A 23818-nucleotide genomic window follows, 5' to 3' on the forward strand; every position below is an offset into this window, starting at 1 on the left:
TTACCCAAGAACGGATCCGATGAAACTCTCTGATTTCGATTTCGACCTGCCTGAAACCCTGATTGCCACCCGGCCTGCGAAACCGCGGTCCTCGGCGCGGATGCTGGTCTGTGACGGCGGTGCGATCCATGATCAGGTGGCGATCGATCTGCCCGATTGGCTGCGGCCCGGCGACCGGTTGGTTTTGAATGACACCAAGGTGATCCCGGCGCGTCTGTTTGGCGAACGTCCGCGTCTGGGCGCCGAGGGGCCAACCCGGGCCAAGATGGATGTGACCTTGCTGGAACCCCGCGCCGATGGCACATGGGCGGCGCTGCTGAAACCGCTGAAAAAGATCCGCGAGGGTGAGGTGATTGAGTTTTCCGCCGCCTTGTCCGCCACGCTGGAGGCGAAAGAGGACGGGCAGGCGCATCTGCGGTTCAACCTGACGGGCGATGATTTCGACGCCGCGCTGGCCGAGGCCGGTGCGATGCCACTGCCGCCTTATATCGCCGCCAAACGTGCCGCGGATGAGCAGGATAAAGAAGACTACCAGACGCTTTGGGCCAAAAACGCGGGCGCAGTCGCCGCGCCAACCGCATCGCTGCATTTTGACAAGGCGCTGATGGCGGCGCTGGAGGCGCGCGGTGTCAGTTTCACCCATGTGACCCTGCATGTGGGCGCGGGCACCTTCCTTCCGGTCAAGGTGGAGGATGTGACCACCCATAAGATGCACGCCGAATGGGGCCAGGTCAGTGAGGCCGCCGCCACGGAGATGCGCGCGACCAAAGCTGCGGGCGGCCGGGTGATCCCGGTGGGCACCACGGCGCTGCGGTTGATCGAAAGCGCTGCGCGCGGGGGGCAGATTGCAGCCTGGGAAGGCGAGACGGATATCTTCATCTACCCCGGCTTTCAGTTCAATGTCACTGACGCGCTGATGACCAACTTCCACCTGCCGAAATCGACCCTGTTGATGCTGGTCTCTGCCTTGATGGGCAAAGAGGTGATGGATCAGGTCTATGCCCATGCGGTGGCTGAGGGCTATCGCTTCTTCTCCTATGGCGATGCCTCGCTTTTGATCCCCAAGGTTTGATCCCTCAGTCTGCCGCCGCAATCGACACCTGATTTTTCTGCCCCGGCGGATTGGAAACGACCCGGCCGGGTCGTTTTCATCTCATCTTTCGGCGGCTTGCTAAGTTACCCAGCGATTCTGTTTAGTCATCCTGGCCCCGTCCTTGGGCCCCCCAGCTGGGACAACGAAAATGATCCAGATCCTGTCGAGCGCCTGGGCGCTGTTTCTTGGTTTGATGCTCCTGATGGTCGGCAACGGCCTGCAGGGGACTTTGCTTGGTGTGCGTGGCGATATCGAAGGGTTTTCGACCTTTGAAATGTCGATTGTGATGTCGGCCTATTTCGTCGGCTTTCTGGGCGGATCGCGCATGGCGCCTGAGATGATCCGCCGCGTGGGTCACGTGCGGGTCTTTGCGGCGCTGGCCTCGATGGTGTCGGCGGTGCTGATCCTTTACCCGGTGCTGGCACATCCCGTCGCCTGGGCCCTGGGCCGGGTGGTGATCGGCTTCTGTTTCTCGGGCGTTTATGTGACGGCGGAAAGCTGGATCAACAATGCGGCCGACAATGAAAACCGCGGCAAGGCGCTGTCGCTTTACATGATCGTGCAGATGACCGGGATCGTATCGGCGCAGGGGCTTTTGTTGGTGGCGGATCCGTCGGGCTACGTGCTGTTTGTGATCCCCTCGGTGCTGGTTTCGATCTCATTCGCGCCGATTTTGCTGTCGATCACCCCGACGCCGGCCTTTGACACCACCAAACCCCTGTCGATCAAAGAGCTGTTGGAGCTGTCACCCCTGGGCTGCATGGGTATGTTCCTCTTGGGTGGTGTCTTTGCGGCGCAGTTTGGCATGGCGGCGGTTTACGGCGGGGAGGTTGGGCTGACATTGCCGCAGATCTCGATCTTTGTGGCGGCGTTTTATGTTGGGGCGGTTCTGCTGCAATACCCGCTGGGCTGGCTGTCGGACCGGATGGACCGGCGGGTGCTGATCGTGGCGGTCTCCTTGGTGGGGGGCATTGGCGCGGTTGTGGGTATGGTGCTTGGCGGCCAGTTCCAGATCCTGCTGGTTGCGGCCTTCCTGATCGGCGGCACCTCAAACCCGCTTTATTCGTTGCTGGTGGCCTATACCAATGACTTCCTGGACCCTGATGACATGGCGGCCGCGTCGGGTGGTCTGGTGTTCATCAACGGGCTGGGTGCGATCCTGGGGCCTGTGATCGCGGGGTGGATCATGTCGGTTTCCGGGCCGCAGGGCTATTTCTTTGTGATTGCGGTGCTGATGCTGAGTATGGCGGGCTATGCGCTCTACCGGATGACGCAGCGCGCAGCGATTCCGGCCGAAGACACCACCACATACACCCCCGTTATGCCCTCAGCGACGCCGGTTGCGGTGGAGTTTGCGCGGGAATACGCAATTGATAGCGCAAACGAAGAAGACGATGCGCAAAATGACGGGAATTAATACAGAACCGTTGCAAAAATTGACTGTTCTTCAACGGTTTTTCGTTATTAACCTTGGGTCATCGAGGGTGCCGTTTGCGAACAGGAGGCAGGCATGAACGGGGCAGCAAAAGCAACTCAGGAACCGATGGTCGGGGCAGACGAGGTTCTGAAATTCTGGCTGGATGAAGTGGGGCCAGACGGCTGGTATGCGGTGGATGAAAAACTGGATGCCACCATCCTCAGCCGTTTTGGCGAAGCATGGCGTCAGGCGCAGGAGGGCAAGTTCGGCATGTGGCTGACCTACCCGTCGGGCGCCTTAGCCTATATCATTCTGCTGGATCAGTTCCCACGCAATATGTTCCGTGGCAAAGGTGAGGCTTTTGCGACCGATAAGGCGGCGCTGGCCGCGGCCAAGATCGCCATTGATCATAAGTGGGACATGAAGATTGATGAGCCAGCGCGCCAGTTCTTCTATCTGCCGCTGATGCATTCAGAAAACCTGTGTGATCAGGAACGCTGTGTGCGGATGATGAAGGAACGGATGCCAGAAACCGGCCCCAGCAACCTGCTGCACGCCAAGGCGCATCGCAAAGTGATCCGTGATTTCGGCCGTTTCCCTTATCGCAATGAGGCGCTGAACCGGCACTGCACGCCGCAGGAAAAGGACTTCCTTGCCAACAGCGGTTACGGCGATGTGGTGCGCGCGCTGCAGGCGGCGGTGGCCACACCGGCATAATCAAGGGCGCGTTGCCTCTTGAAATTTGTGTAAAAAGAATATGTTAGACCCCGCATGCGCATGAAATCGCTGCGGGGTTTTCTGTTTGTTGTTCCGTGGAAAAAAATAGTTTAATATCAAACTAACTCAGGAATCGGAGGGGCTGATGGCTTCCAAATCATTTGACGTCGTGGTGATCGGGGCGGGTCCCGGTGGGTATGTGGCTGCTATTCGTGCAGCACAGCTGGGTCTGAATGTGGCCTGCGTGGAGCGCGAAAATCTGGGCGGCATTTGCCTGAACTGGGGCTGTATCCCCACCAAGGCGCTGCTGCGCTCGGCTGAGGTCTATCATCAGTTTGAACGCGCCAAGGAATTTGGCCTCAGCGTTGATAAGTTCGGCTTTGATCTGGATGCGGTTGTTGACCGTTCCCGCAAGGTGGCCGCGCAGATGAGCGGCGGTATCAAGCACCTGTTTAAGAAAAACAAAGTCACCTCGATTTCGGGTGAGGCGACGATCACCGGCAAAGGCAAGGTCTCGGTCAAAACCGACAAAGGCACCGAAGAGCTGACCGCGCCCAGCATCATCGTGGCCACCGGCGCGCGTGCGCGTGAACTGCCCGGTCTGGAAGCGGACGGTGATCTGGTCTGGACCTACCGCCACGCGCTGAAACCTTCGCGCATGCCGAAGAAACTGCTGGTCATCGGCTCCGGCGCCATCGGTATCGAATTTGCCAGCTTCTACAACACCTTGGGCGCTGACACGACCGTGGTTGAGGTGATGGACCGGGTGCTGCCGGTGGAAGACAAAGACATCAGCGCCTTTGCCAAAAAACAGTTCGTCAAACAGGGCATGAAGATCATGGAGAAAGCCATGGTCAAACAGCTGGATCGCACGCCGGGCAAAGGTGTGGTCGCGCATGTTGAAGTGGGCGGCAAGGTCGAGAAGATGGAATTTGACACGGTGATTTCCGCTGTCGGCATCGTCGGCAACACCGAAGGTCTGGGGCTGGAAGCGCTGGGTGTGCAGATCGACCGCACCCATGTGATCACCGATGAATATTGCCGCACCGGTGTCGAAGGCGTCTATGCCATCGGCGACATCGCCGGCGCGCCTTGGCTGGCACACAAAGCCAGCCACGAAGGTGTCATGGTGGCCGAACTGATCGCGGGCCAGAAGGTGCACCCGATCAAGCCGGGCTCTATCGCGGGCTGTACTTACTGTCATCCGCAGGTGGCCTCGGTCGGGATGACCGAAGAGAAGGCCAAAGAGGCGGGTTATAAGATCAAGGTCGGCAAATTCCCCTTCATCGGCAACGGTAAAGCGGTTGCCATGGGTGAGGCCGAAGGCATGGTCAAAACCATCTTTGACGAAAAGACCGGTGAGCTGCTGGGCGCCCATATGGTTGGCGCCGAGGTGACCGAGATGATCCAGGGTTACGTGATCTCCCGTCAGTTGGAGACCACTGAGGAAGATCTGATGGAAACCGTCTTCCCGCACCCGACGATGTCAGAGATGATGCACGAAAGCGTGCTGGCGGCCTATGGCCGGGCGCTGCACATCTAAGGGCCATATCCTGCTGAAATGAAACGGAAAGCCGGGCCTCAGGTCCGGCTTTTGGCTTGTTCCGGGCCTTGGGTGGAGCAACCGAATGGGGCTGGACCTTGGTCCGATTGCGGGGCAGGGTCCGCCGGATGACAGATCCGATAACACATAAGCCGAGTGATCCGCTGAGCAATCGGCGCGCAGCCCTTTTGGTGGCGGTGATTTGGTTCGCCGGCCTTGGCGCTGCAGCGCAATACGGCAAGATCAGTGTGACCTTTGACCGGCTTGGCGCGCTTTACCCTGAGGCGGGCACGCAACTGGGTTTGGCGCTCTCGCTGGTGGGCAGCGTGGGCATTGTGCTGGGGGTGATTGCCGGGGTTTTGGGCGCGCGCATCGGCTTGCGTCGCTGTTTGATTTGGGGCCTTGGCCTCGGCGGCGTGCTGTCGCTGGGGCAGGCGGCCCTGCTGGCGGGCGGCGCAGCGCTGGAATGGCTGTTGATCGCCCGTGTGTTTGAAGGCCTGTCGCATCTGGCGATTGTGGTGGCAGCGCCCACCCTGATTGCCCGGATTGCACCGCCGCGCTGGCATGGGTTTGTGATGACGCTTTGGGGCACGTTTTTCGGCGTGGCCTTCACCATGTTGGCCTGGTTTGGCCTGCCCCTGGTGGATCACGCGGGACTTGCGGCGCTGTTTGTGGTGCATGGTCTGTGGATGGTTGGCTTTGCGCTGCTTTTGGCGCTGGTGAGCCTGCCGCCCAGCCCCCATCCCGTGCCCGAGCTGCGGTTGAGTGGGCTGGCTGTTTTACACCTTCTGTTTTGTCAGCCTGCTGACCCTGCTGCCGCCAACCATTCCGGCAGAATGGCGGGCGCTGACCCTTGGGGCGATGCCCTTGATGAGCATTGTCAGCGCGATGACGCTGGGGGTCTATCTGCTGCGATACACTACGGCTGTTGGGGTGGCGGTCATTGGCTTTGTACTGACGGCGCTGGTGGTTCTGGCGCTGATCCTCTGGCCGGGGGCGCCGCTGCTGTGTCTGGCGATGGCCTTTGCACTGGGGCTGGTGCAGGGGGCCGGATTTACCATTGTACCGCAGCTGAACACGGCCGAGGGGGATCGCGCCGCCGCCAATGGCGCGATGGCGCAGACTGGCAATCTGGGCAACACGCTGGGCACGCCGGTCATGCTGATGATCGGCGCTTGGGCGGGCTATGTGGGCATGATGATGCTGGCGCTGCTGGTGCTCTTGGCCGGGGCCCTGGCGCATCTGGGATTGGCGCGGTTGCGAGCCCGGGCCTAAAAAAGGCCTCGTCGTGGCTTAGGTCGCCACAACCGTTCCGCCGGCAGAGATCCAATCGTCAAAGCTGCCAATCACATGGACATCGCTGTAGCCCATATCCTGCAGCATTTTGCGCGCGTTTTGCGCCCGTCCACCGGAGCTGCAGTAAAGCGCCATGGTGCTGTCATAGCTGAAGCGCGGGTTGAACAGCGGGTCGCGTGGGTTTGCTGCGGCGCGCAGCCGTCCCATCGGGATGTGCAGGGCCCCTTTGGCCTTGCCGGTACGCGCCAGTTCATCGGGCTCACGCACATCCACCACCAGAACACCGCCGGTGATGGCACGATGCACCGCATCTTCGGGGCGGAAATAGGGGGACGGGGGCTGACGGAACATGAACATGGGCTGTCCTTTGGTGGCGGTCCGGGGGAAGATCCGATTTGGTCTTTTTCTTGGTTATTGGCCAAAAACCGGCCCGCACACACTGCTCTTACACAGAAGAAACGGCCCCGAAGGGCCGCTTTTTAGTCGTTTTCTGCAGGTTTTCGTTATGTGGCCTTTTGGTCACGTCACCGCGTCACACCACGCCGGTCATTCCACCGTAACGCTCTGGCGGGCCAGAACCCGTGAGGCGCCGTTGGCCGTGACATAGCGCAGCTCATAGGTGCCGGGGCTGTCCGGCGTCATGACCTGCAAATCTGATCCATCGCGGGTGTAGGTGTAGGTCAGATAGGCGTCTGCATTGGCACCGACCTCAGCAAAGGTCACATAGTCACCGTCATAGTCGGGTCCATCATGGCTGACGCTGATGGCGCTGCCCGCTTTGGCGTTGGCCGGGGCGGTCAGGGTAACAGCAACATCGGTCAGGCTGATCGGCTGGCTATGCGCGATGGAGCCATCCTGCCCGTTGATATAACGCAGCTCATAAGCGCCGGGGATCACCGGCATGCGGAAGCGTAGCGGGTTGCCTTCACGGACATAGACATAGCCCAGATAGGCGCCGCCATCGCTGCCCACCTCAGCCACGGTCAGGTAGTCATCATTGTAACCGCCGCCGGTCCAGCCGATGTCAATCGTTGCACCCAGCGGGGCGCTGTCCACCGCATCGAGTGAAAAATCAAGCGCGGTGATCTCAATCTGGCGGGAGGTTGCGATCGTGCTGTCCTGCCCGTTGATATAGCGGATCTCATAGGTGCCGGGGGCGGAGGGCATCAGCAGCGGCGCCGGGTTGCCATCGCGCACGTAGGTGTAGGCCTCATAGCGGTTTGGCGCTGCGTCGAGGGCGGCGACCGACAGGTAATCGCTATCATAGCCGCCGCCCGTCCATGTGACATCGATGGTGGATCCGGCCGAGGCGGTTTCCGGCGCCTGCAGGGAGAAATCGAGCGCCGTGATCTCGATCTGGCGGGAGGTTGCAACGGTGCTGTCCTGCCCATTGATATAACGGATCTCATAGGTGCCGGGTTGTGTTGGCATCAGCAGCGGTGCCGGGTTGCCCTTGCGCACGTAGGTATAGGCCTCATACCGGTTTGGCGCTGCGTCGAGGGCGGCCACCGACAGGTAATCGCCATTATAGCCACCGCCCGTCCATGCGACATCGATGGTGGATCCGGCTGAGGCTGTTTCCGGCGCCTGCAGGGAGAAATCGAGCGCTGTGATCTCAATCTGTCGGGAGGTTGCGATCGTGCTGTCCTGTCCATTGATATAGCGGATCTCATAGGTGCCGGGTTGTGTTGGCATCAACAGTGGCGCCGGGTTGCCCTTGCGCACGTAGGTATAGGCCTCATACCGGTTTGGCGCTGCGTCGAGGGCGGCAACCGACAGGTAGTCGCCATCATAGCCACCGCCGGTCCATGCGACATCGATGGTGGATCCGGCTGAGGCTGTTTCCGGCGCCTGCAGGGAGAAATCGAGCGCTGTGATCTCAATCTGTCGGGAGGTTGCGATCGTGCTGTCCTGTCCATTGATATAGCGGATCTCATAGGTGCCGGGTTGTGTTGGCATCAACAGTGGCGCCGGGTTGCCCTTGCGCACGTAGGTATAGGCCTCATACCGGTTTGGCGCTGCGTCGAGGGCGGCCACCGACAGGTAGTCGCCATCATAGCCACCGCCGGTCCATGTGACATCTATGGTGGATCCGGCTGTGGCGCTTTCCGGCGCGTCGAGGGTGAAGGCGAGGGCCGTAACCTCAATCAGTCTGGTGACCGCGATCGATGTATCCTGGCCGGTGATATAGCGGATCTCATATTGGCCGGGTTCGGTTGGCATCAGCAGCGGTGCTGGGTTGCCCTTGCGCACATAGGTGTAGGCCTCATACCGGTTCGGGGCGGTGCCTGCGCTGGCGATGGAGAGGTAATCCTCATCATAGCCGCTGCCGGTCCAGCTGACGTCAATGGTGGCGCCTGCCAGGGCTGTGGCGGGGGCCTCCAGCGCAAATTCGGCCGGGGTCACTGTGAGGGGCACGCGGGTCAGGATCTGTGCACCGTCGCCCAGAACATAGCGGATTTCATAATCTCCGGGCTGGGCCGGTACCCGCAGGGCGGTGGGGTTGCCGCGTTCGGTATAGGTGTAGGTCAGATAGGTGCGGGCCTCAGCGCCAACGGGGGCGGTGTCCAGATAGTCCTGCGCCGCATCGGGGCCGGTCCAGTCCACGCTGATGGTGGCACCGGCAGCCGCGGTTTGGGGCGCCAGTAGGGTGACCTGCGGCAGCGGTGCCTCAAATTCAAAATGCGCCTCAGTGCGGGCATTGGGGCGGATCACCACCTGTTTTTCCTGCCGCGTGCCGTCACTGACGCGGGTGACTGTAAGGGTGTAGATGCCTTCGGGCAGGTCCTGTTCGCCAAAATCAACGTGATAGGCGGTGATCATCTGTTCACCGTCTTCATTGAGCAGCGACCATTCCACATCCACGCGGCGGCTGGCCTCACCGTGCTTTTCGGCCACCGAATAGATCAGCGATCCGGGCAGCGGCGCGGGCTCTGGGGTGGGTTCAACCACCGCCACCTCGGTCAGGGCGGCCGAAAGCTGCGCTGCATTGGCGGCGGAGAGGAACTGACCGCCGGTGCTGTCGGCCATACATTGGAACTGCGCCAGTGTTTCCGGGTCATCCACACCAAAGCCCACCACATGGGCGGTGAAATCAACGCCGGTTTCTTCCAGCGCGCGGGCCACGGCGCAGACATCGGGCACGCAGGTTTCAATCCCGTCTGAGACAAGGATCACCGTCGCGGCCTCTTCGGTGTGACGCAGCGCCTTGGCTGCGGCGACCACCGCATCGGCCATGGGGGTTTTGCCTTTGGGTTTGATGCCGTTCACTGCGCCCGTAATGGCGCCGCGAGTGTCTGGGCCGGGCATCACCAGCGTTTCAATATCGGCGCAATCACCTTTGCGGCGGTGGCCATAGACCGTCAGCCCCAGATCCAGATCCGCGGGCAGGGTGGTCATCAACCCGCCGATCACATCTTGGGCGATGGTGATTTTCGCGGTGCCATCAATCTGACCCCACATGGAGCCAGATCCATCCAGAACCAAAATCGCGGCAGGGCGTTCCTGCGCGGTGAGCGGGCTGGCCAACAGGGCCATCACCGCAAGGGCGGTGGGCAAACGTGTCATAAAATGTCTCCGGTCAAAATGAATTGGCAGGACTATGCCGCTTTTTGTGATTTTGGCAAAGCGCGTAACGTCGAAATTAAAATGTTCGTGTAATGTTCGCACTTTTCGGTTGGAGACTCGCGGCGCGTCAACTATCTGTTAGGGATTACCACCACTGGGGTGAGCTCGGGACTGAAGATGGCTGATCTGAAGAAAATCGAAGTGCGCGGCGCGCGGGAACATAACCTCAAAAGCATTGACGTGGATATTCCCCGTGATGAGCTGGTGGTGATCACCGGCCTGTCCGGCTCCGGCAAGTCCTCGCTGGCGTTTGACACCATCTATGCCGAAGGTCAGCGCCGCTATGTGGAAAGCCTCAGCGCCTATGCCCGTCAGTTCCTTGATATGATGGAAAAGCCGGATGTGGATCACATCAGCGGCCTTAGCCCGGCGATCTCCATTGAGCAGAAGACAACCTCAAAGAACCCGCGCTCAACCGTTGGCACGGTCACTGAGATCTACGATTACCTGCGTCTGCTCTTTGCCCGTGTGGGCACGCCCTATAGCCCGGCCACCGGCCTGCCGATTGAGGCGCAGCAGGTGCAGGATATGGTGGACCGCGTGATGACGATGGAGGAGGGGACCCGCGCCTATCTGCTGGCCCCGATCGTGCGCGACCGTAAGGGGGAATATAAGAAAGAGTTCCTGGAGCTGCGCAAACAGGGCTTTCAGCGGGTCAAGGTGGATGGTGAGTTCCACGATCTAGACACCCCGCCGACGCTGGACAAGAAATTCCGCCATGACATTGATGTGGTTGTGGACCGTCTGGTGGTGAAAGAGGGGTTGGAAACCCGTCTGGCTGACAGTTTCCGCACCGCGCTGGATCTGGCCGACGGTATCGCCGTGATGGAAACTGCCCCGAAAGAGGGCGATCCGGAACGCATAACCTTCTCTGAAAACTTTGCCTGCCCGGTCAGCGGCTTCACCATTTCCGAGATTGAGCCACGGCTGTTTTCCTTCAACGCGCCCTTTGGCGCCTGCCCGGATTGTGACGGTCTGGGGATGGAACTGTTCTTTGACGAACGGCTGGTGGTGCCGGATCAAAGCCTGAAGGTCTACGATGGCGCGCTGGCGCCCTGGCGCAAAGGCAAATCGCCCTATTTCCTGCAAACCATTGAAGCGATTGCGAAACACTATCAGTTCGACAAGAACACCAAGTGGAAAGACCTGCCCAAGAAGGTGCAGCAGGTGTTCCTGTATGGCTCGGGCAAAGAGGAAATCCTGTTCCGCTATGACGAAGGCGGCCGCGTCTATCAGGTGACCCGCACCTTCGAAGGTGTGATCCCCAATATGGAACGGCGCTACCGTGAAACGGATTCAAACTGGGTGCGTGAGGAATTTGAACGCTACCAGAACAACCGCGCCTGCGGCACCTGTGGCGGCTACCGGCTGAACCAAGAGGCGCTGGCGGTGAAAATCGGCCCTGCAGACGGTGGCCCGGATGAGCTGCTGCATGTCGGCCAAGTGGTGCAAATGTCCATCCGTGAGGCCTATGCCTGGTGCAAAACCGTGCCGGATCATTTGACCGACCAGAAAAACGCCATCGCCGGCGCGATCCTGAAAGAGATCCGCGAACGTCTGGGCTTCCTTAACAACGTGGGGTTGGAATACCTCTCGCTCAGCCGAAACTCGGGCACGCTTTCGGGCGGCGAAAGCCAGCGGATCCGTCTGGCCAGTCAGATCGGTTCTGGGCTGACGGGTGTTTTGTATGTCTTGGATGAGCCGTCAATCGGTCTGCACCAGCGCGACAATGATCGCCTGCTCGACACGCTGAAAAGCCTGCGGGATCAAGGTAATACCGTGATCGTGGTGGAACATGACGAAGAGGCGATCCGCGAAGCGGACTACGTCTTTGACATCGGTCCGGGGGCGGGTGTGCATGGCGGGCAGATCGTGTCACAGGGCACCCCGTCTGAGATCGCGGCGGATAAGAACTCGCTCACTGGTCAATACCTCAGCGGCGCGCGTGAAATCGCGGTGCCGCTGGACCGGCGTGAGGGCAATGGCAAAGCGGTCACCGTGGTCAAGGCCACCGGCAACAACCTGCAGAATGTCACGGCGGATTTCCCGCTGGGCAAATTTGTCTGCGTGACCGGCGTGTCGGGCGGCGGCAAGTCGACCCTGACGATTGAGACCCTGTTCAAAACCGCCTCCATGCGGCTCAACGGGGCGCGGCAGACGCCGGCGCCGTGCGAAACCATCCGGGGGCTGGAGCATCTGGATAAGGTGATCGACATTGACCAGCGTCCCATCGGGCGCACCCCGCGATCGAACCCGGCGACCTACACCGGTGCCTTTACCCCGATCCGCGAATGGTTTGCCGGCCTGCCTGAGGCCAAAACACGGGGGTATAAGCCCGGTCGCTTCTCCTTCAACGTCAAAGGTGGGCGCTGTGAGGCCTGTCAGGGCGACGGGGTGATCAAGATTGAAATGCACTTCCTGCCGGATGTCTATGTGACCTGCGAAACCTGTAATGGTGCGCGGTACAACCGCGAAACGCTTGAGGTGAAGTTCAAAGGCAAAAGCATCGCCGATGTGCTGGATATGACGGTTGAGGACGCGCAGGAGTTTTTCCAGGCGGTGCCGTCGATCCGGGAAAAGATGGACGCGCTGGTGCGGGTTGGTCTGGGCTACATCAAGGTTGGGCAGCAGGCCACGACGCTGTCAGGTGGTGAGGCGCAGCGGGTGAAGCTGAGTAAGGAACTGGCGCGCCGCTCGACCGGTCGCACGCTCTATATTCTGGATGAGCCGACCACGGGCCTGCATTTCGAAGACGTGCGTAAGCTGTTGGAAGTGCTGCATGAACTGGTGGATCAGGGCAATACCGTTGTGGTGATTGAACACAATCTGGACGTGGTGAAAACCGCCGACCACATCATCGATATCGGCCCCGAAGGCGGTGACGGCGGTGGTCGGATTGTGGCTGAGGGCACCCCTGAACAGGTGTCCGAGGTCGCGGAGAGCCACACAGGCCACTACCTGAAACCGATGCTGAAAGGTGCCAAGGTGGCGGCCGAATGAACGGGGTGAGCAACCGGCCAGCGCTGGCGGCGCTGGCTGTGACGGTGCATGACGATCACGTGCTGCTGGTACGCCGCCGCAAGGAACCGGATCGCGGTCTTTGGGGCTATCCCGGTGGCCATGTGGAGGCGGGTGAAACCGTTGCCGTGGCTGCCGCGCGTGAATTGGCCGAAGAAACCGGCGTCCGCGCGGAGCCCTTGGGGACGCTGGGCGGGATTGATGAGATCGGCCATCACGGTGACGGCGCGGTGAAACATCACTACTATCTGGTGGCGGTGCAATGTCGGTATCAGGCCGGGGTGCCACAGGCCGCTGATGATGCAGAGGAGGCCGCGTGGATTCCCGTGGCGGATGTGCTGGCCCGTCGGATTGAGATGAGCGCGTATGTTGATGATCTGCTGGAACAGGTTCTGGCCAGCGCCTGAATGGGCTCGCGTTAACCTACGTTAACAGCTTTTCTGCACCACCCTCTTGAATGTTAACTTGATTCACTTATCTGTGAAGGAGTTCATTTAAGGAGGGACCCATGCGTGGGATAATTCCAATCGTATTGACCAGCGCCGCCGCCATTGCCCTGGCCTCGGCCGCATTTTCCGAAGAGCGCAGCTACGTCTTCGACGATTTCCAACGGATCGACGCCGCAATGGGCGTTGAGGTCAAGGTGACGACTGGCACCGGCTACGCCGTTGAAGCCGAAGCCCTGCGGGGTAATCTGGACCGCCTGGTGATCCGCCAGAAAGGTGACAGGTTGGTTATCAAGCGCAAGAAGCCGCTGGGGCTGATCGGGGCGCTGCGGTCTGATCTATTTGTAGTCACTGTCAGCCTGCCGCAACTCACCGCGGCGGAGGCCAGTTCCGGCGCATCCATCAGTGTAACTGGCGATGGCACGGCGGATCTGGTGGTGGACGCCTCCAGCGGATCTAACGTGAAAATACGCGGAATTTCAGAGGGTTCGGTTGAAGTCGATGCCTCAAGTGGCGCCCATGTGTCAGTGGCAGGGCACTGTGGATCCATCACGGCCGATGCCAGTTCCGGCGCCCATATTCAGGCAAGCGATCTGGTCTGCCGCATGGGGCAGTTTGACGCCAGCTCGGGCGCTTCGGTGCGGGGCCATGTCACGGGAGCACTCAGCGCTGATGTCAGCTCTGGCGCGTCGGTGAAGGTACAGGGCGGTGCGGATATCGCCAAGAAAAGCCTTAGCAGCGGCGGATCGCTTCAGGTGATCTGAGGGCAAGCGAAAGCCCCGGCATCGCGACGCGCGGTTTGTCCGGGGCTTTAAGTTACTTTTTCACCGAACAGGTGGAAATCCCCAGCAGGGAGTAGATCGGGCAGCTGCCGATCAGCGCGGTGGCCAATGGGATGAGGCCAATCCACATCCAGACGCCATAGCCCAGTAATGCACCGATCATCAGTAAAGTGCCCAGAACGGCGCGGAGAAATTTGTCAGTGCTGCCGACGTTTTTCGCAGAGAAATTCATAAGTCTTACCAACCTCCGTTTAATGAACGTGAAACAATGATAAGATGCATTATGTATGTTGAATATGATTTAAGTCAAATTGCCTAAATCCGTGAGGGGCTGGGCTGCCCCTCACTGAGGGTATTGCAGGCTCAGCCGCGACCACGCTTTTCAAAGCGCGGCAGCATCGCCGAGAAGTCCATGCCCTGACCACCTTCGTTCTCAACGAACTGCTCATAGAGGGCCTTGGCCAGTTCGCCCATCGGGGTGTCAGCATCGGCGCTTTCGGCGGCTTGCTGGCTGAGGCGCAGGTCCTTCAGCATCAGCTCCGCGGCAAAGCCCGGCTGGTAGTCATTGTCCGCCGGTGATTGCGGGCCAACACCCGGGGCCGGGCAATAGGCGTTCATCGTCCAGCTGTAGCCCGAGGAGCTGGAGACCACATCAAACATCTTGCCGCGATCCAGCCCCAATTTGTCAGCCAAAGCAAAGGCTTCGCAGGTGGCGACCATGGTGACGCCCAGGATCATGTTGTTGCAGATCTTGGCGGCCTGACCGGCGCCCGCATCGCCGCAATGCACGGCCTTCTGGCCCATGATGTCAAACAGCGGATCAACCGTGGCGAAAGCATCCGCGCCACCGCCAACCATGAAGGTCAAAGTGCCGCCTGCCGCGCCGCCGATGCCGCCGGACACCGGTGCATCCAGCGCGCCAAGACCGGCCTCCGCCGCCTGATCGGCCACCGCGCGGGCGCTGTCGACATCCACCGTGGAACAGTCACAGAGCACCGCGCCTGCGGTCATGGCGGGGATCACCTCACCGGCGACTGCGCGCAGGATCTGACCGTTGGGCAGCATGGTGATGACCACATCCGCGCCGGTGGCTGCGGCTGCGGCTGTGTCGGCTTTGCTGACGCCTTCGGGCATCGGTGCGGCCAGATCAAAACCTGCAACCTCATGGCCTGCTTTGGCCAGGTTTGCGGCCATTGGGCCACCCATGTTGCCAAGTCCGATAAATCCGATTTTCATGTCTGTCTCCTCAGATTTTCAGGGCGTCATCGCCCAGCGGCAGCAGCATCTGGGTGATCTCAAGCGAGGTCACCTCGGCAGGGCTGCCATGTTTCCATGTGGGGTTGCGGTCCTTGTCGATGATCTGGGCGCGGACGCCTTCCAGAAAATCGCCCATGTCCATGGACCGGTAGGTGAAGCGGAACTCCTGCTCCAGCGCTTTCTTGATGTCGTCCGTGGCCCGGGCGCGGTGCACCAGTTCGATCGTGCAGCCGGCAGAAAGCGGTGATACACGGTTCAAGGTTTTCAGCGCCTTGGCGGCAAAGTCGCTGTCCGCACCGTTGAGGGCGTTCAACACATCCGTCAGCCCGTCACCGGCAAAGAGCGTATCGATCTCATCCTGTTGTGCGGCCAGAACGCCGTCCGGGGCTTTTTCTGCCGCGCGATCAATGGCTTCCCAGTCACCGGTCTGGGCCAGTTCCGCCGTCAGCGCAGCCCATTTTTCCTCTGGCACGAAGTAGTCGGCAAAGCCGGCGTGGATGGCATCGGCTGGCCCAATCCGTCCGCCTGTGGCGCCCAGATATTCGCCAATCCGCCCCGGCGCACGGCCCAGGATCAGGGTGCCGCCCACATCCGGAATCAACCCGATGCCGGTTTCGGGCATGGCGATCTGGCTGCTTTCGCCAACCACGCGGTGGGAGCCATGACAGCCAATGCCAACGCCGCCGCCCATGGTGAACCCCTGCATCAGCGAGGCCACGGGCTTGGGGAAGTTGAACAGTCTGGCGTTCATCCGGTATTCGTCACGCCAGAAGGTGCGGGCGATCTCATATTCGCCTTTGGTGCCGGCCTCATACATGGCGGCGATGTCACCGCCAGCGCAGAAGGCACGTTCCCCCTCAGCGTCCAGCAGCACCATCTTCACGGCGTCATCAGTCGCCCAGGCATCCAGCGCCTTCTCAATCTCAAGGCACATCTCATAGCTGAGCGCATTCAGCGCCTTGGGACGGGTCAGGGTGATCCGGCCGATCTGGCCATCGATACGGGTGTGGATGTCAGCCATGGGTTATGCGTTCTCTGCCAGCAGTTGCCGCGCCACGATCAAGCGCATGATTTCATTGGTGCCTTCAAGGATCTCATGCACCCGCAGGTCACGCACGATCTTTTCAACACCGTAGTCGGCCAAATAGCCATAGCCACCGTGCAACTGCAGGCATTCGTTTGCCACTTTCGATCCGGTCTCGGTCACAAAACGTTTGGCCATGGCGCAGAATTTGGTGGCATCGGGCGCACCCTGATCCAGTTTCCACGCGGCCTGACGCAGGAAGGTGCGGGCGGCTTGCAGCTCAATCTCCATATCCGCCAGACGGAATTGCAGCGCCTGGAATTGGTCGATGGATTTGCCGAAGGCCTTGCGTTCGCTCATGTATTGCAGTGTGGCGGTCAGTGCGGATTGCGCCGCCCCCAGACTACAGGCCGAAATGTTCAAGCGCCCGCCATCCAGACCCGCCATCGCGTATTTGAACCCGTCACCTTCGCTGCCGACCAGGTTGGCGGCGGGGATTTTGCAGTCGTCAAACTGCACCTGACGGGTCGGCTGGCTTTTCCAGCCCATCTTGTCCTCAAGCCCACCAAAGCTGAGGCCGGCGGTGCCGTCATCCACCACCACGGTGGAGATGCCTTTGGGGCCATTATCGCCGGTGCGGACCATAACCACATAGGTGTCCGAATAGCCGCCGCCTGAGATAAAGGCCTTGGTGCCGTTCAGCGTGTAGCCTTCGTTGCTACGTTCGGCGCGGGTTTTCAGCGCCGCCGCGTCTGAGCCAGATCCCGGTTCGGTCAGGCAGTAGCTCAGCACCTTGTCCATGGTGATCGCAGGCGCGAGGAACTGTTCCTTCACGTGATCATCGCCAAAGGTGTCCAGCATCTTGGCGCACATGTTGTGGATCGACAGGAAGGCCGCCACCGAGGGGCAAGCCATTGAAAGGGCTTCAAAAACCAAAGTGGCGTCCAACCGGCCAAGGCCCGAGCCGCCCGACTCCTCAGAGACATAGATACCGCCCAGACCCAGCGCGCCCACTTCGGACCACAGCGCCTTGGGGATGGTGCCGTCTTTTTCCCATTGGTGGGCATGTGGGGCGATATGTTCTTCGCCAAATGCCTTGGCCATGTCGAAAATGGCGGTTTGTTCTTCGGTCAGTGCAAAATCCACTGGCTCGTCCTCCGGTAAGTGTCGCGCGAAACCATTGCCGGCACGGGGAACCCCATGCGGCGTCCATTATTGAACGCCTGTTTAATTTCCAATTCCTACAGAAGTTTTGCAAGGGCAAAGCCACAGGAAAACGCCGCAAAAAAAGGAGATTATTCTGCGGATTTCAGATGTGCCGGGGTTTCCATACGGGCCTGGATCTGCGGGGCGTTCAGCGGCAGCTGCATCATCGCGTCCTGCGCGGTTTCAGCGATGGAAACACGCACCGAAGGGAAGGGCGCCCAGAACCGCCGCATGTTTGCGGCGATGTCCTGCGACAGGGCGTTTGGCGCGTAAAACACCATAGTTGTGGTGGGGGCATGCAGGTTTTGCGCCTGTAGCACCTGTTGCTGCAGGGCCAGTAGCGCTGGCAGTTCCAGCTTGACCAGGGTGACCCGGGACAGATCTGCCAGTTGGCGCTGATGTGGGGAATAGTCCACGTGGCTGCGATAGCGCAGCAGCAGGGTGCTGACCTCTTCGACCACGACGGCGCCCTGATAGCGCACATAGACCAGATTGTGATCGGGAAATACTTCGAATTCGACAGGCACGCTTGTGTCCTCCTGCAATCAGCGCGATTTGGATAAGACACAGGTCAAAGACGTGGGGGTCAGTCTTTTTCAGCCGCTATCATTTCAGCAAATGAGGTGTATGGCAATTTAAGAATACGTAACGCTTCGCTTTCGCTGGCGGTCAGATGTACATCAATCAGCGGCACCGCTTCCCAGAAGCGTAAGTAATTCTGGGCCAATTGGGCCGAGCGACCGTCCGGCACGTACATCACATAGGTCCGCCCCATCCCGCCCATGGTCAGGATCGGTTCCATGATGGAATGCAGAGCCATCCGTTTTTGATAGTCGATCCGGCTTTCTTCAAATCCGGACATGTCGTTCAACATGTTCTGTCCCGGGCGGGCCGCCGGATGGGTGGCATAGGTTTCAAACGCGGCAATGGAATCCGCGTCAGTCACCAATCCGTGGGATCGCATGAACATGAGATCCGATTTTTCCAAAATGCTTATTTCTAGCGGCATCGGTCTTCCCAAATGGTCGAGTGAAACCAAGTGATATCGGTACCTTACGAGGACTAAACTATACAGTTCATAGGCGAAAGGGCCAGTACGGGATATACCGTAGAAAGCTCAAATTTATTCATTTCTATCCAGTACTTCCGCGATTGATCCTGCCGTAATTTTAAGCAGAGCCAGCGCTTCGGCTTCGTTTTCGGTGACATGGGCGGTCACAGAGGGCGTGGCATCCCAAAGCGCGGCATATTGATCGGCCAATTCCTGTGATTGCGGGGTTGGCGCAAAGTAAACGATGGTACGGGTCTTGTCGCCGAGTCCTAGAACCCGGTCCAGTGACGCCTGCAGCGCCAATCGTTTAGGTAGGTCAAAATATCCGGTTTCAACCCCGCTCATGTCGCTGAGAATATCCTGACCAATCCGTGCATCGGGATGGGTCGCATAGGTCTGCAGCGCCTCGGCGCTTTGGTCATCATTCACGATGCCGGACCAAACCATGATCACAAGATTGCGTTGCAACAGGATGTCTAGGTCAATGGCCATGAGTGGTCTTTCGGATTTTGGGGGGTGGGGGGATTAGGGCAGCAGGGGGGCGCTGATCACCTGTCGTAATCTGTCGTCGGGATCATCCAGAAACCTAAGCGCCTCATCTGTGGTTTCGCAGATGATCGGCTGCGGCATGGGCAACCCGTCCCAGAGGTGGCAGATCATTTTGGCAAAGCTCATCGCCACATCCGTGGGCGCCAGATAGATCGGGGTGGGCGGGTAGTCGACCTGTTTCAACTCGGCCAATGTGGTGCGCATTGCCTGCATCGCCTTGGCATAGTCCAACTCAACCGAGACAACTTCGGTGAAGTCGGCAAGTTGTTGTAATTTCGGGTGATAGTCGGGATCTACAGTCAGCTTGGCCAGCAAAGCTTTGGTTTCCCCAGCACGAATGTGGCCGCTGTAACGGAAATAGACGATGTCTTCTTTCGCCAGGATCTTGAAGCTGACCGTCACGTCGGGGGGCTGCCTGAATTGTTATTCTTCTCACTTCAGCTTGCGGTGTAAGTCTGCCCAAATCAAGAATAATTTACCCTGCGGCAGTGGGGCGGTTGCGCTGTTGCGCCAAGGCCGCGAAATCGTCGAGGGGGATTTCCAGCAATGCGAGCGCGGCGGCTTCGCTGTCTTCGACAATTGAAATTTCCGCGCCCGAAGGTTCCCAGGTTTTGGCAATCAGGCGGGCAAAGGTGCAGCCAAAATCGGTTTGGGCAAAGAGCACCAGCCGTACAGGATCCCCGTTTGGGGCAATCTTTTGCATCCGGTATTTCTGCAGCTCGCGCATTTTGACCAGATCCATCTGCGCGCCGGTGACCCGGTTCAGGTCAAACAGGCAGTGGTGATGGGTCCGGAAATCCCGGTGGTTCAGGTATTTTTCAAAGTTCTGAGCGGTCTCAATCGTTAAAAGGTAATCTGAGTACCGTACCAACGCCAAATTCCACTCGGGGTAGATCGTGGTCGATGCGGGCATCGTGAAATGGTCCAAAGAAAAACGGCGGCTGAAGGATCAGCCGCCGTCAAACTTAGCAGAACTAAGAAATTAGTCCATTGCCTTGAAGGCGAACTCGCCGCCCTCTTTGATACCGGAGAACCAGCGGGCCGTGACGGTTTTGGTTTTGGTGTAGAACCGCAGCGCATCCGGGCCGTACTGGTTCAGGTCACCAAAGGCCGATTTCTTCCAGCCGCCGAAGGTGAAGTAGGACAGCGGAACCGGGATCGGGAAGTTGATGCCAACCATGCCGACGTTCACTTTGTTGGCAAAGTCACGCGCGGTGTCGCCATCTGCGGTGAAGATCGAGGTGCCGTTGCCGTAGTTGTTCTTGATGATCAGGTCCAGCGCCTCGTCATAGCTTTCGGTGCGCACCTGGCTCAGAACCGGGCCAAAGATTTCTTCTTTGTAGATGTCCATATCGGCCGTGACATTGTCAAAGAAGGTCGGGCCAACATAGTAGCCGTTTTCATAACCCTGCAGGCTGAAACCACGACCATCGGTGACCAGTTCCGCACCCTGCTCAACACCCGAGGAGATCAGGCCGTTGATACGGTCTTTCGCCTGAGCGGTGATGACGGGGCCGTAGTCGACATCTTCTTCCGAAGTGTAAGGGCCAACCTTCAGCGCCTCGATGCGGGGCACCAGACGTTCGCGCAGGGCGTCGGCGGTTTTCTGACCAACAGGCACAGCAACCGAGATCGCCATGCAGCGTTCGCCAGCGGCGCCAAAGCCTGCGCCAACCAGCGCGTCAGCAGCTTTGTCCATGTCCGCGTCGGGCATAATGATCATGTGGTTCTTGGCACCGCCGAAGCACTGGGCGCGTTTGCCGTTGGTGGCAGCGCGGCCATAGATGTACTGGGCGATCGGGGTCGAACCCACAAAGCCAACAGCCTGAATGTCTTCGTTGTCCAGGATCGCGTCCACGGCTTGTTTGTCGCCGTTCACAACCTGCAGAACGCCATCAGGCAGGCCTGCTTCTTTCAGCAGTTCCGCCAGACGCAGCGAGGTCGAGGGGCAGCGCTCGGACGGTTTCAGGATCATTGCGTTACCGGCAACCAGCGCCGGGGCCATTTTCCACAGCGGGATCATGGCGGGGAAGTTGAACGGGGTAATGCCCGCAACAACGCCCAGCGGCTGACGCATCGAGTAGAGGTCGATGCCGGGGCCGCCGTCATTCATGTACTCGCCCTTCAGCATGTGCGGGGCGCCCATGCAGACCTCGACCACTTCCAGACCACGCTGCACGTCGCCGCGCGCGTCGGGCAGGGTCTTGCCGTGTTCACGGCTGACCAGCTCGGCCAGCTCGTCCATGTGTTCGTTGATCAGCGCACCGAACTTCATCATCACGCGGGCGCGACGCTGCGGGTTGGTGGCGGCCCAAGCCGGCTGAGCAGCGGCGGCTTTGGCAATGATGGCGTCCATTTCTTCTTTGGTCGCCAGCGGGACCTTGCTGGCCGGCTCACCGGTCGCAGGGTTGCAGTTTTCAGTGTAACGGCCCGAGGTGCCAGGCACCATTTCACCGTCAACGTAGTTCATGATTTCCTGCATGGAACAGTCCTCTTTCAAGATTGCGGGCATCATAGGCTTGCAAAAATCACTCGGAAAGGCCAAAGTTCCCAAAATAGATTTGCAAAATTGCAGGCTGTCCTCCGGCGCGGGTCTGGACGGGCAAGAAATCAGAACAAACAAGACTTTGACGCAAAATGAGGGGGCAGTGATGAATCCGAATTGGGACGACATGAAGGTGTTCCTGGCCGTGGCGCGGCTGGAAAGCCTGTCCGCGGCGGGACGGGAATTGAAGGTGGATCCGGCCACCGTCGGCCGCCGAGTGGCGCGCTTCGAAGAAGAGATGGGCGCGCCGCTGTTTGCAAAATCGCCTCAAGGCTACGCGCTGACTGACGCAGGCCAGCGGCTGCTGGCCCATGCGGAACGCGCCGAACAGGCGATGAGCGGCGCGATGGAGGAACTGGCGGGGCAGGCGGGGAACCTTTCCGGCACGATCCGCATCGGCGCGCCGGATGGCTGTGCCAACTTCCTGCTGCCACAGGTCTGCAACAAGATCGCCGAGGAAAACCCCGATCTGGACATTCAGATCGTGGCGCTGCCGCGGGTCTTTAACCTTTCCAAACGGGAGGCGGATATGGCGATCGGTGTTTCAGCGCCTGAGGCCAGCAACCGCCTGACCGTGCAGAAGATCACCGATTATAAGCTCTACCTTGCAGCGGCACGGTCCTACCTGATCCAGCATCCGCGAATTCAGGAGCTGAAGGACCTGCGCGGCCATCGGATGATCGGCTATATCCCCGATATGATCTTTGACAAAGAACTGGATTACCTGGCTGAGCTGGGTCTGGACCATGTCAATCTGGCCTCCAACTCGGTCTCGGTGCAGTTCAATGCGATCCGCTCCGGCGGTGGCATCGGGGTGGTGCATGGCTTTGCGATGGCCAATGCGCCGCGCCTGCGCAAGGTGTTGGGCGATGACATCAGCCTCACCCGCAGCTTCTATTTGATCCGCCATGCGGATGACCGCCGTCTGGAGCGGATGAACCGCTTTGCCGCAGCGCTGAGCGAGGGGCTGAAGGCCGAAGTGAGCCGTCTGGAAGAGGGGCGCAAAGACTGACGCCACGCGCCAGCTGGCCGTCTGTACAGGCGCTCATGCGGCGGATCCCTTGACAGCAGGGGTTGTGGTGAGGGACGCTGAACCTACAAATCATTGTTGTGTAGGAGATTGCTCATGCTGGTCCATCAGATCCTCAAGGCCAAAGGCGACAGCGGTGTGGTGACTGTGACACCCGGAACCGGGGTCGCCGAAGTTGCCCAGATCCTGGCAGAGCGAAGGATCGGCGGCGTTGTGATCTCCTCTGACGGGAAACAGGCCGAAGGCATCATTTCCGAACGCGATATCGTACGGGCCCTTGGGGTGCGTGGTGCAGGCTGTATGGACGAAACCGTCGATGACCTGATGACACGCAACCCGGTTTGCGGGTCGCGCAATGACTCGGCCGATGCGATCCTGCAGCGGATGACCGACGGGCGCTTTCGCCATATGCCGATCACCGAGAATGGCGAGTTGGTGGGGATTGTCACCATCGGCGATGTGGTGGCGGCACGGCTGGAAGAGCTGTCGATGGAGCGCAACGCCTTGGAAGGCATGATTATGGGGCACTGAGCCCGCGGCCCGTCAGATCTGGCACAGCGGCCGGGTCTGACGTGGCGTTTCAGGGGCGTTCGTTTGCGTAGAAATACCAAATGCTGCAATTGCACTTGCATTTCTCGGCGCAATAATATTGCGTGCGCGCAACGAAGTCAGGCTCAGCAAGCCTTGCCTGAGGGCAGGGCACCGCGAGGGGGAGCACAGCATGCGCATTGGCCTTTATCCCGGCACTTTTGATCCGATCACACTTGGACATGTCGATATCATCCGCCGCTCAGCCGGTCTGGTGGACCGTTTGGTGATCGGCGTTGCCATCAACCGTGACAAGGGGCCGTTGTTCAGCCTCGAAGAACGGGTGGCGATGATCGAACATGAAACCGCCGAACTGAGTGCTCAAACCGGCACTGAGATCGTTGTGCATCCGTTTGAAAACCTGCTGATCGACTGCGCCCGCGACGTTGGCGCGCAGCTGATTGTGCGCGGCCTGCGCGCCGTCGCGGATTTCGAATACGAATACCAGATGGTTGGCATGAACCGTGCATTGGACAGCTCGGTAGAGACGGTGTTCCTGATGGCCGAAGCCCGGCATCAGGCGATTGCCTCGAAACTGGTAAAAGAAATCGCCCGTTTGGGTGGTGACATCTCAAAATTCGTGACCCCGGCGGTGCGTGAACAGCTGCTGGAGAAATTCAACAGGTAGA

23 protein-coding genes and 1 pseudogene are annotated in these 23818 nt (G+C 59.7%); 12 read left to right on the forward strand and 12 right to left on the reverse strand.

Annotated elements, in window-relative coordinates; genetic code table 11:
• Nucleotides 1-19 precede the first annotated feature (19 nt).
• The 6 genes and pseudogenes from queA (at nucleotide 20) to ACORLH_RS09930 (ending at nucleotide 6045) form a co-directional block, all read left to right on the forward strand.
• Nucleotides 20-1072 (forward strand): tRNA preQ1(34) S-adenosylmethionine ribosyltransferase-isomerase QueA, encoded by a 1053-nt coding sequence (queA, locus tag ACORLH_RS09905; RefSeq protein WP_321832518.1) that lies wholly within the window; start codon nucleotides 20-22, stop codon nucleotides 1070-1072.
• 169 nt (nucleotides 1073-1241) lie between these two features.
• The gene (locus tag ACORLH_RS09910; RefSeq protein WP_321832519.1) at nucleotides 1242-2510 is read left to right on the forward strand and encodes an MFS transporter; all 1269 of its coding nucleotides are present in this window, start codon (nucleotides 1242-1244) and stop codon (nucleotides 2508-2510) included.
• A 126-nt stretch (nucleotides 2511-2636) separates the two neighbouring features.
• Nucleotides 2637-3227, forward strand: coding sequence for a DUF924 family protein (locus ACORLH_RS09915; protein WP_321832806.1), 591 nt, complete (start codon nucleotides 2637-2639; stop codon nucleotides 3225-3227).
• A 145-nt stretch (nucleotides 3228-3372) separates the two neighbouring features.
• Entirely contained in the window at nucleotides 3373-4770 is a 1398-nt protein-coding gene (gene lpdA, locus ACORLH_RS09920) for a dihydrolipoyl dehydrogenase (protein WP_321832520.1), read from the forward strand.
• A 128-nt stretch (nucleotides 4771-4898) separates the two neighbouring features.
• Nucleotides 4899-5462, forward strand: a pseudogene (locus tag ACORLH_RS09925) (MFS transporter); the annotation flags it as partial.
• A 73-nt stretch (nucleotides 5463-5535) separates the two neighbouring features.
• A complete protein-coding gene (locus tag ACORLH_RS09930; RefSeq protein ID WP_321832881.1) occupies nucleotides 5536-6045 on the forward strand; it encodes a hypothetical protein in 510 nt (169 codons plus the stop codon).
• A gap of 18 nt (nucleotides 6046-6063) precedes the next feature.
• Here ACORLH_RS09930 and ACORLH_RS09935 read toward each other — a convergent pair whose 3' ends face one another.
• The gene (locus ACORLH_RS09935; RefSeq protein ID WP_321832521.1) at nucleotides 6064-6417 is read right to left on the reverse strand and encodes a rhodanese-like domain-containing protein; all 354 of its coding nucleotides are present in this window, start codon (nucleotides 6415-6417) and stop codon (nucleotides 6064-6066) included.
• A 195-nt stretch (nucleotides 6418-6612) separates the two neighbouring features.
• A complete protein-coding gene (locus tag ACORLH_RS09940) occupies nucleotides 6613-9633 on the reverse strand; it encodes a VWA domain-containing protein (RefSeq protein WP_321832522.1) in 3021 nt (1006 codons plus the stop codon).
• Between the two features lie 177 nt (nucleotides 9634-9810).
• Between ACORLH_RS09940 and uvrA the strand changes: the two genes are divergently transcribed.
• From uvrA to ACORLH_RS09955, 3 genes are all read left to right on the forward strand, one after another.
• Complete coding sequence (uvrA, locus tag ACORLH_RS09945; RefSeq protein ID WP_321832523.1) at nucleotides 9811-12693, forward strand: excinuclease ABC subunit UvrA; 2883 nt, start codon at nucleotides 9811-9813, stop codon at nucleotides 12691-12693.
• Nucleotides 12690-13118 carry an NUDIX hydrolase gene (locus ACORLH_RS09950; RefSeq protein WP_321832524.1) on the forward strand — a complete coding sequence of 143 codons (429 nt, stop codon included), beginning with the start codon at nucleotides 12690-12692 and terminating at the stop codon, nucleotides 13116-13118. Before uvrA ends, ACORLH_RS09950 begins: the two co-directional genes overlap by 4 nt.
• A 101-nt stretch (nucleotides 13119-13219) precedes the next feature.
• Nucleotides 13220-13921, forward strand: a complete 702-nt coding sequence (locus tag ACORLH_RS09955) for a GIN domain-containing protein (RefSeq protein ID WP_321832525.1) — start codon at nucleotides 13220-13222, stop codon at nucleotides 13919-13921.
• A gap of 52 nt (nucleotides 13922-13973) precedes the next feature.
• Here ACORLH_RS09955 and ACORLH_RS09960 read toward each other — a convergent pair whose 3' ends face one another.
• The 10 genes from ACORLH_RS09960 to ACORLH_RS10005 all read right to left on the reverse strand — a co-directional run bounded on the left by ACORLH_RS09960 (nucleotide 13974) and on the right by ACORLH_RS10005 (nucleotide 21508).
• Nucleotides 13974-14171, reverse strand: a complete 198-nt coding sequence (locus tag ACORLH_RS09960; RefSeq protein WP_058241893.1) for a YgaP family membrane protein — start codon at nucleotides 14169-14171, stop codon at nucleotides 13974-13976.
• A gap of 131 nt (nucleotides 14172-14302) precedes the next feature.
• Nucleotides 14303-15175 (reverse strand): 3-hydroxyisobutyrate dehydrogenase, encoded by an 873-nt coding sequence (gene mmsB, locus ACORLH_RS09965; protein ID WP_321832526.1) that lies wholly within the window; start codon nucleotides 15173-15175, stop codon nucleotides 14303-14305.
• Nucleotides 15176-15185: 10 nt separating this feature from the next.
• Entirely contained in the window at nucleotides 15186-16217 is a 1032-nt protein-coding gene (locus ACORLH_RS09970; protein WP_321832527.1) for an enoyl-CoA hydratase/isomerase family protein, read from the reverse strand.
• A gap of 3 nt (nucleotides 16218-16220) precedes the next feature.
• Nucleotides 16221-17366, reverse strand: coding sequence for an acyl-CoA dehydrogenase family protein (locus tag ACORLH_RS09975; RefSeq protein ID WP_321832528.1), 1146 nt, complete (start codon nucleotides 17364-17366; stop codon nucleotides 16221-16223).
• A gap of 149 nt (nucleotides 17367-17515) precedes the next feature.
• Complete coding sequence (locus tag ACORLH_RS09980) at nucleotides 17516-17953, reverse strand: hypothetical protein (protein ID WP_321832529.1); 438 nt, start codon at nucleotides 17951-17953, stop codon at nucleotides 17516-17518.
• 59 nt (nucleotides 17954-18012) lie between these two features.
• Nucleotides 18013-18414: a hypothetical protein gene (locus ACORLH_RS09985; RefSeq protein ID WP_321832530.1), complete on the reverse strand. Its 402-nt coding sequence runs from the start codon at nucleotides 18412-18414 to the stop codon at nucleotides 18013-18015.
• A gap of 135 nt (nucleotides 18415-18549) precedes the next feature.
• The gene (locus ACORLH_RS09990) at nucleotides 18550-18969 is read right to left on the reverse strand and encodes a hypothetical protein (protein ID WP_321832531.1); all 420 of its coding nucleotides are present in this window, start codon (nucleotides 18967-18969) and stop codon (nucleotides 18550-18552) included.
• Nucleotides 18970-19002: 33 nt separating this feature from the next.
• A complete protein-coding gene (locus ACORLH_RS09995; RefSeq protein WP_321832532.1) occupies nucleotides 19003-19428 on the reverse strand; it encodes a hypothetical protein in 426 nt (141 codons plus the stop codon).
• Nucleotides 19429-19501: 73 nt separating this feature from the next.
• Entirely contained in the window at nucleotides 19502-19939 is a 438-nt protein-coding gene (locus tag ACORLH_RS10000; protein ID WP_321832533.1) for a hypothetical protein, read from the reverse strand.
• Nucleotides 19940-20008: 69 nt separating this feature from the next.
• Entirely contained in the window at nucleotides 20009-21508 is a 1500-nt protein-coding gene (locus ACORLH_RS10005; protein WP_321832534.1) for a CoA-acylating methylmalonate-semialdehyde dehydrogenase, read from the reverse strand.
• Between the two features lie 169 nt (nucleotides 21509-21677).
• Between ACORLH_RS10005 and ACORLH_RS10010 the strand changes: the two genes are divergently transcribed.
• The 3 genes from ACORLH_RS10010 (at nucleotide 21678) to coaD (ending at nucleotide 23817) form a co-directional block, all read left to right on the forward strand.
• Complete coding sequence (locus tag ACORLH_RS10010) at nucleotides 21678-22583, forward strand: LysR family transcriptional regulator (RefSeq protein ID WP_321832535.1); 906 nt, start codon at nucleotides 21678-21680, stop codon at nucleotides 22581-22583.
• Between the two features lie 114 nt (nucleotides 22584-22697).
• Nucleotides 22698-23132: a CBS domain-containing protein gene (locus ACORLH_RS10015; protein ID WP_321832536.1), complete on the forward strand. Its 435-nt coding sequence runs from the start codon at nucleotides 22698-22700 to the stop codon at nucleotides 23130-23132.
• Between the two features lie 190 nt (nucleotides 23133-23322).
• Nucleotides 23323-23817: a pantetheine-phosphate adenylyltransferase gene (coaD, locus tag ACORLH_RS10020; RefSeq protein ID WP_321832537.1), complete on the forward strand. Its 495-nt coding sequence runs from the start codon at nucleotides 23323-23325 to the stop codon at nucleotides 23815-23817.
• Nucleotide 23818 lies beyond the last annotated feature (1 nt).

This window comes from Thalassovita sp. (genome assembly GCF_963691685.1).
GTDB lineage: Bacteria > Pseudomonadota > Alphaproteobacteria > Rhodobacterales > Rhodobacteraceae > Thalassobius.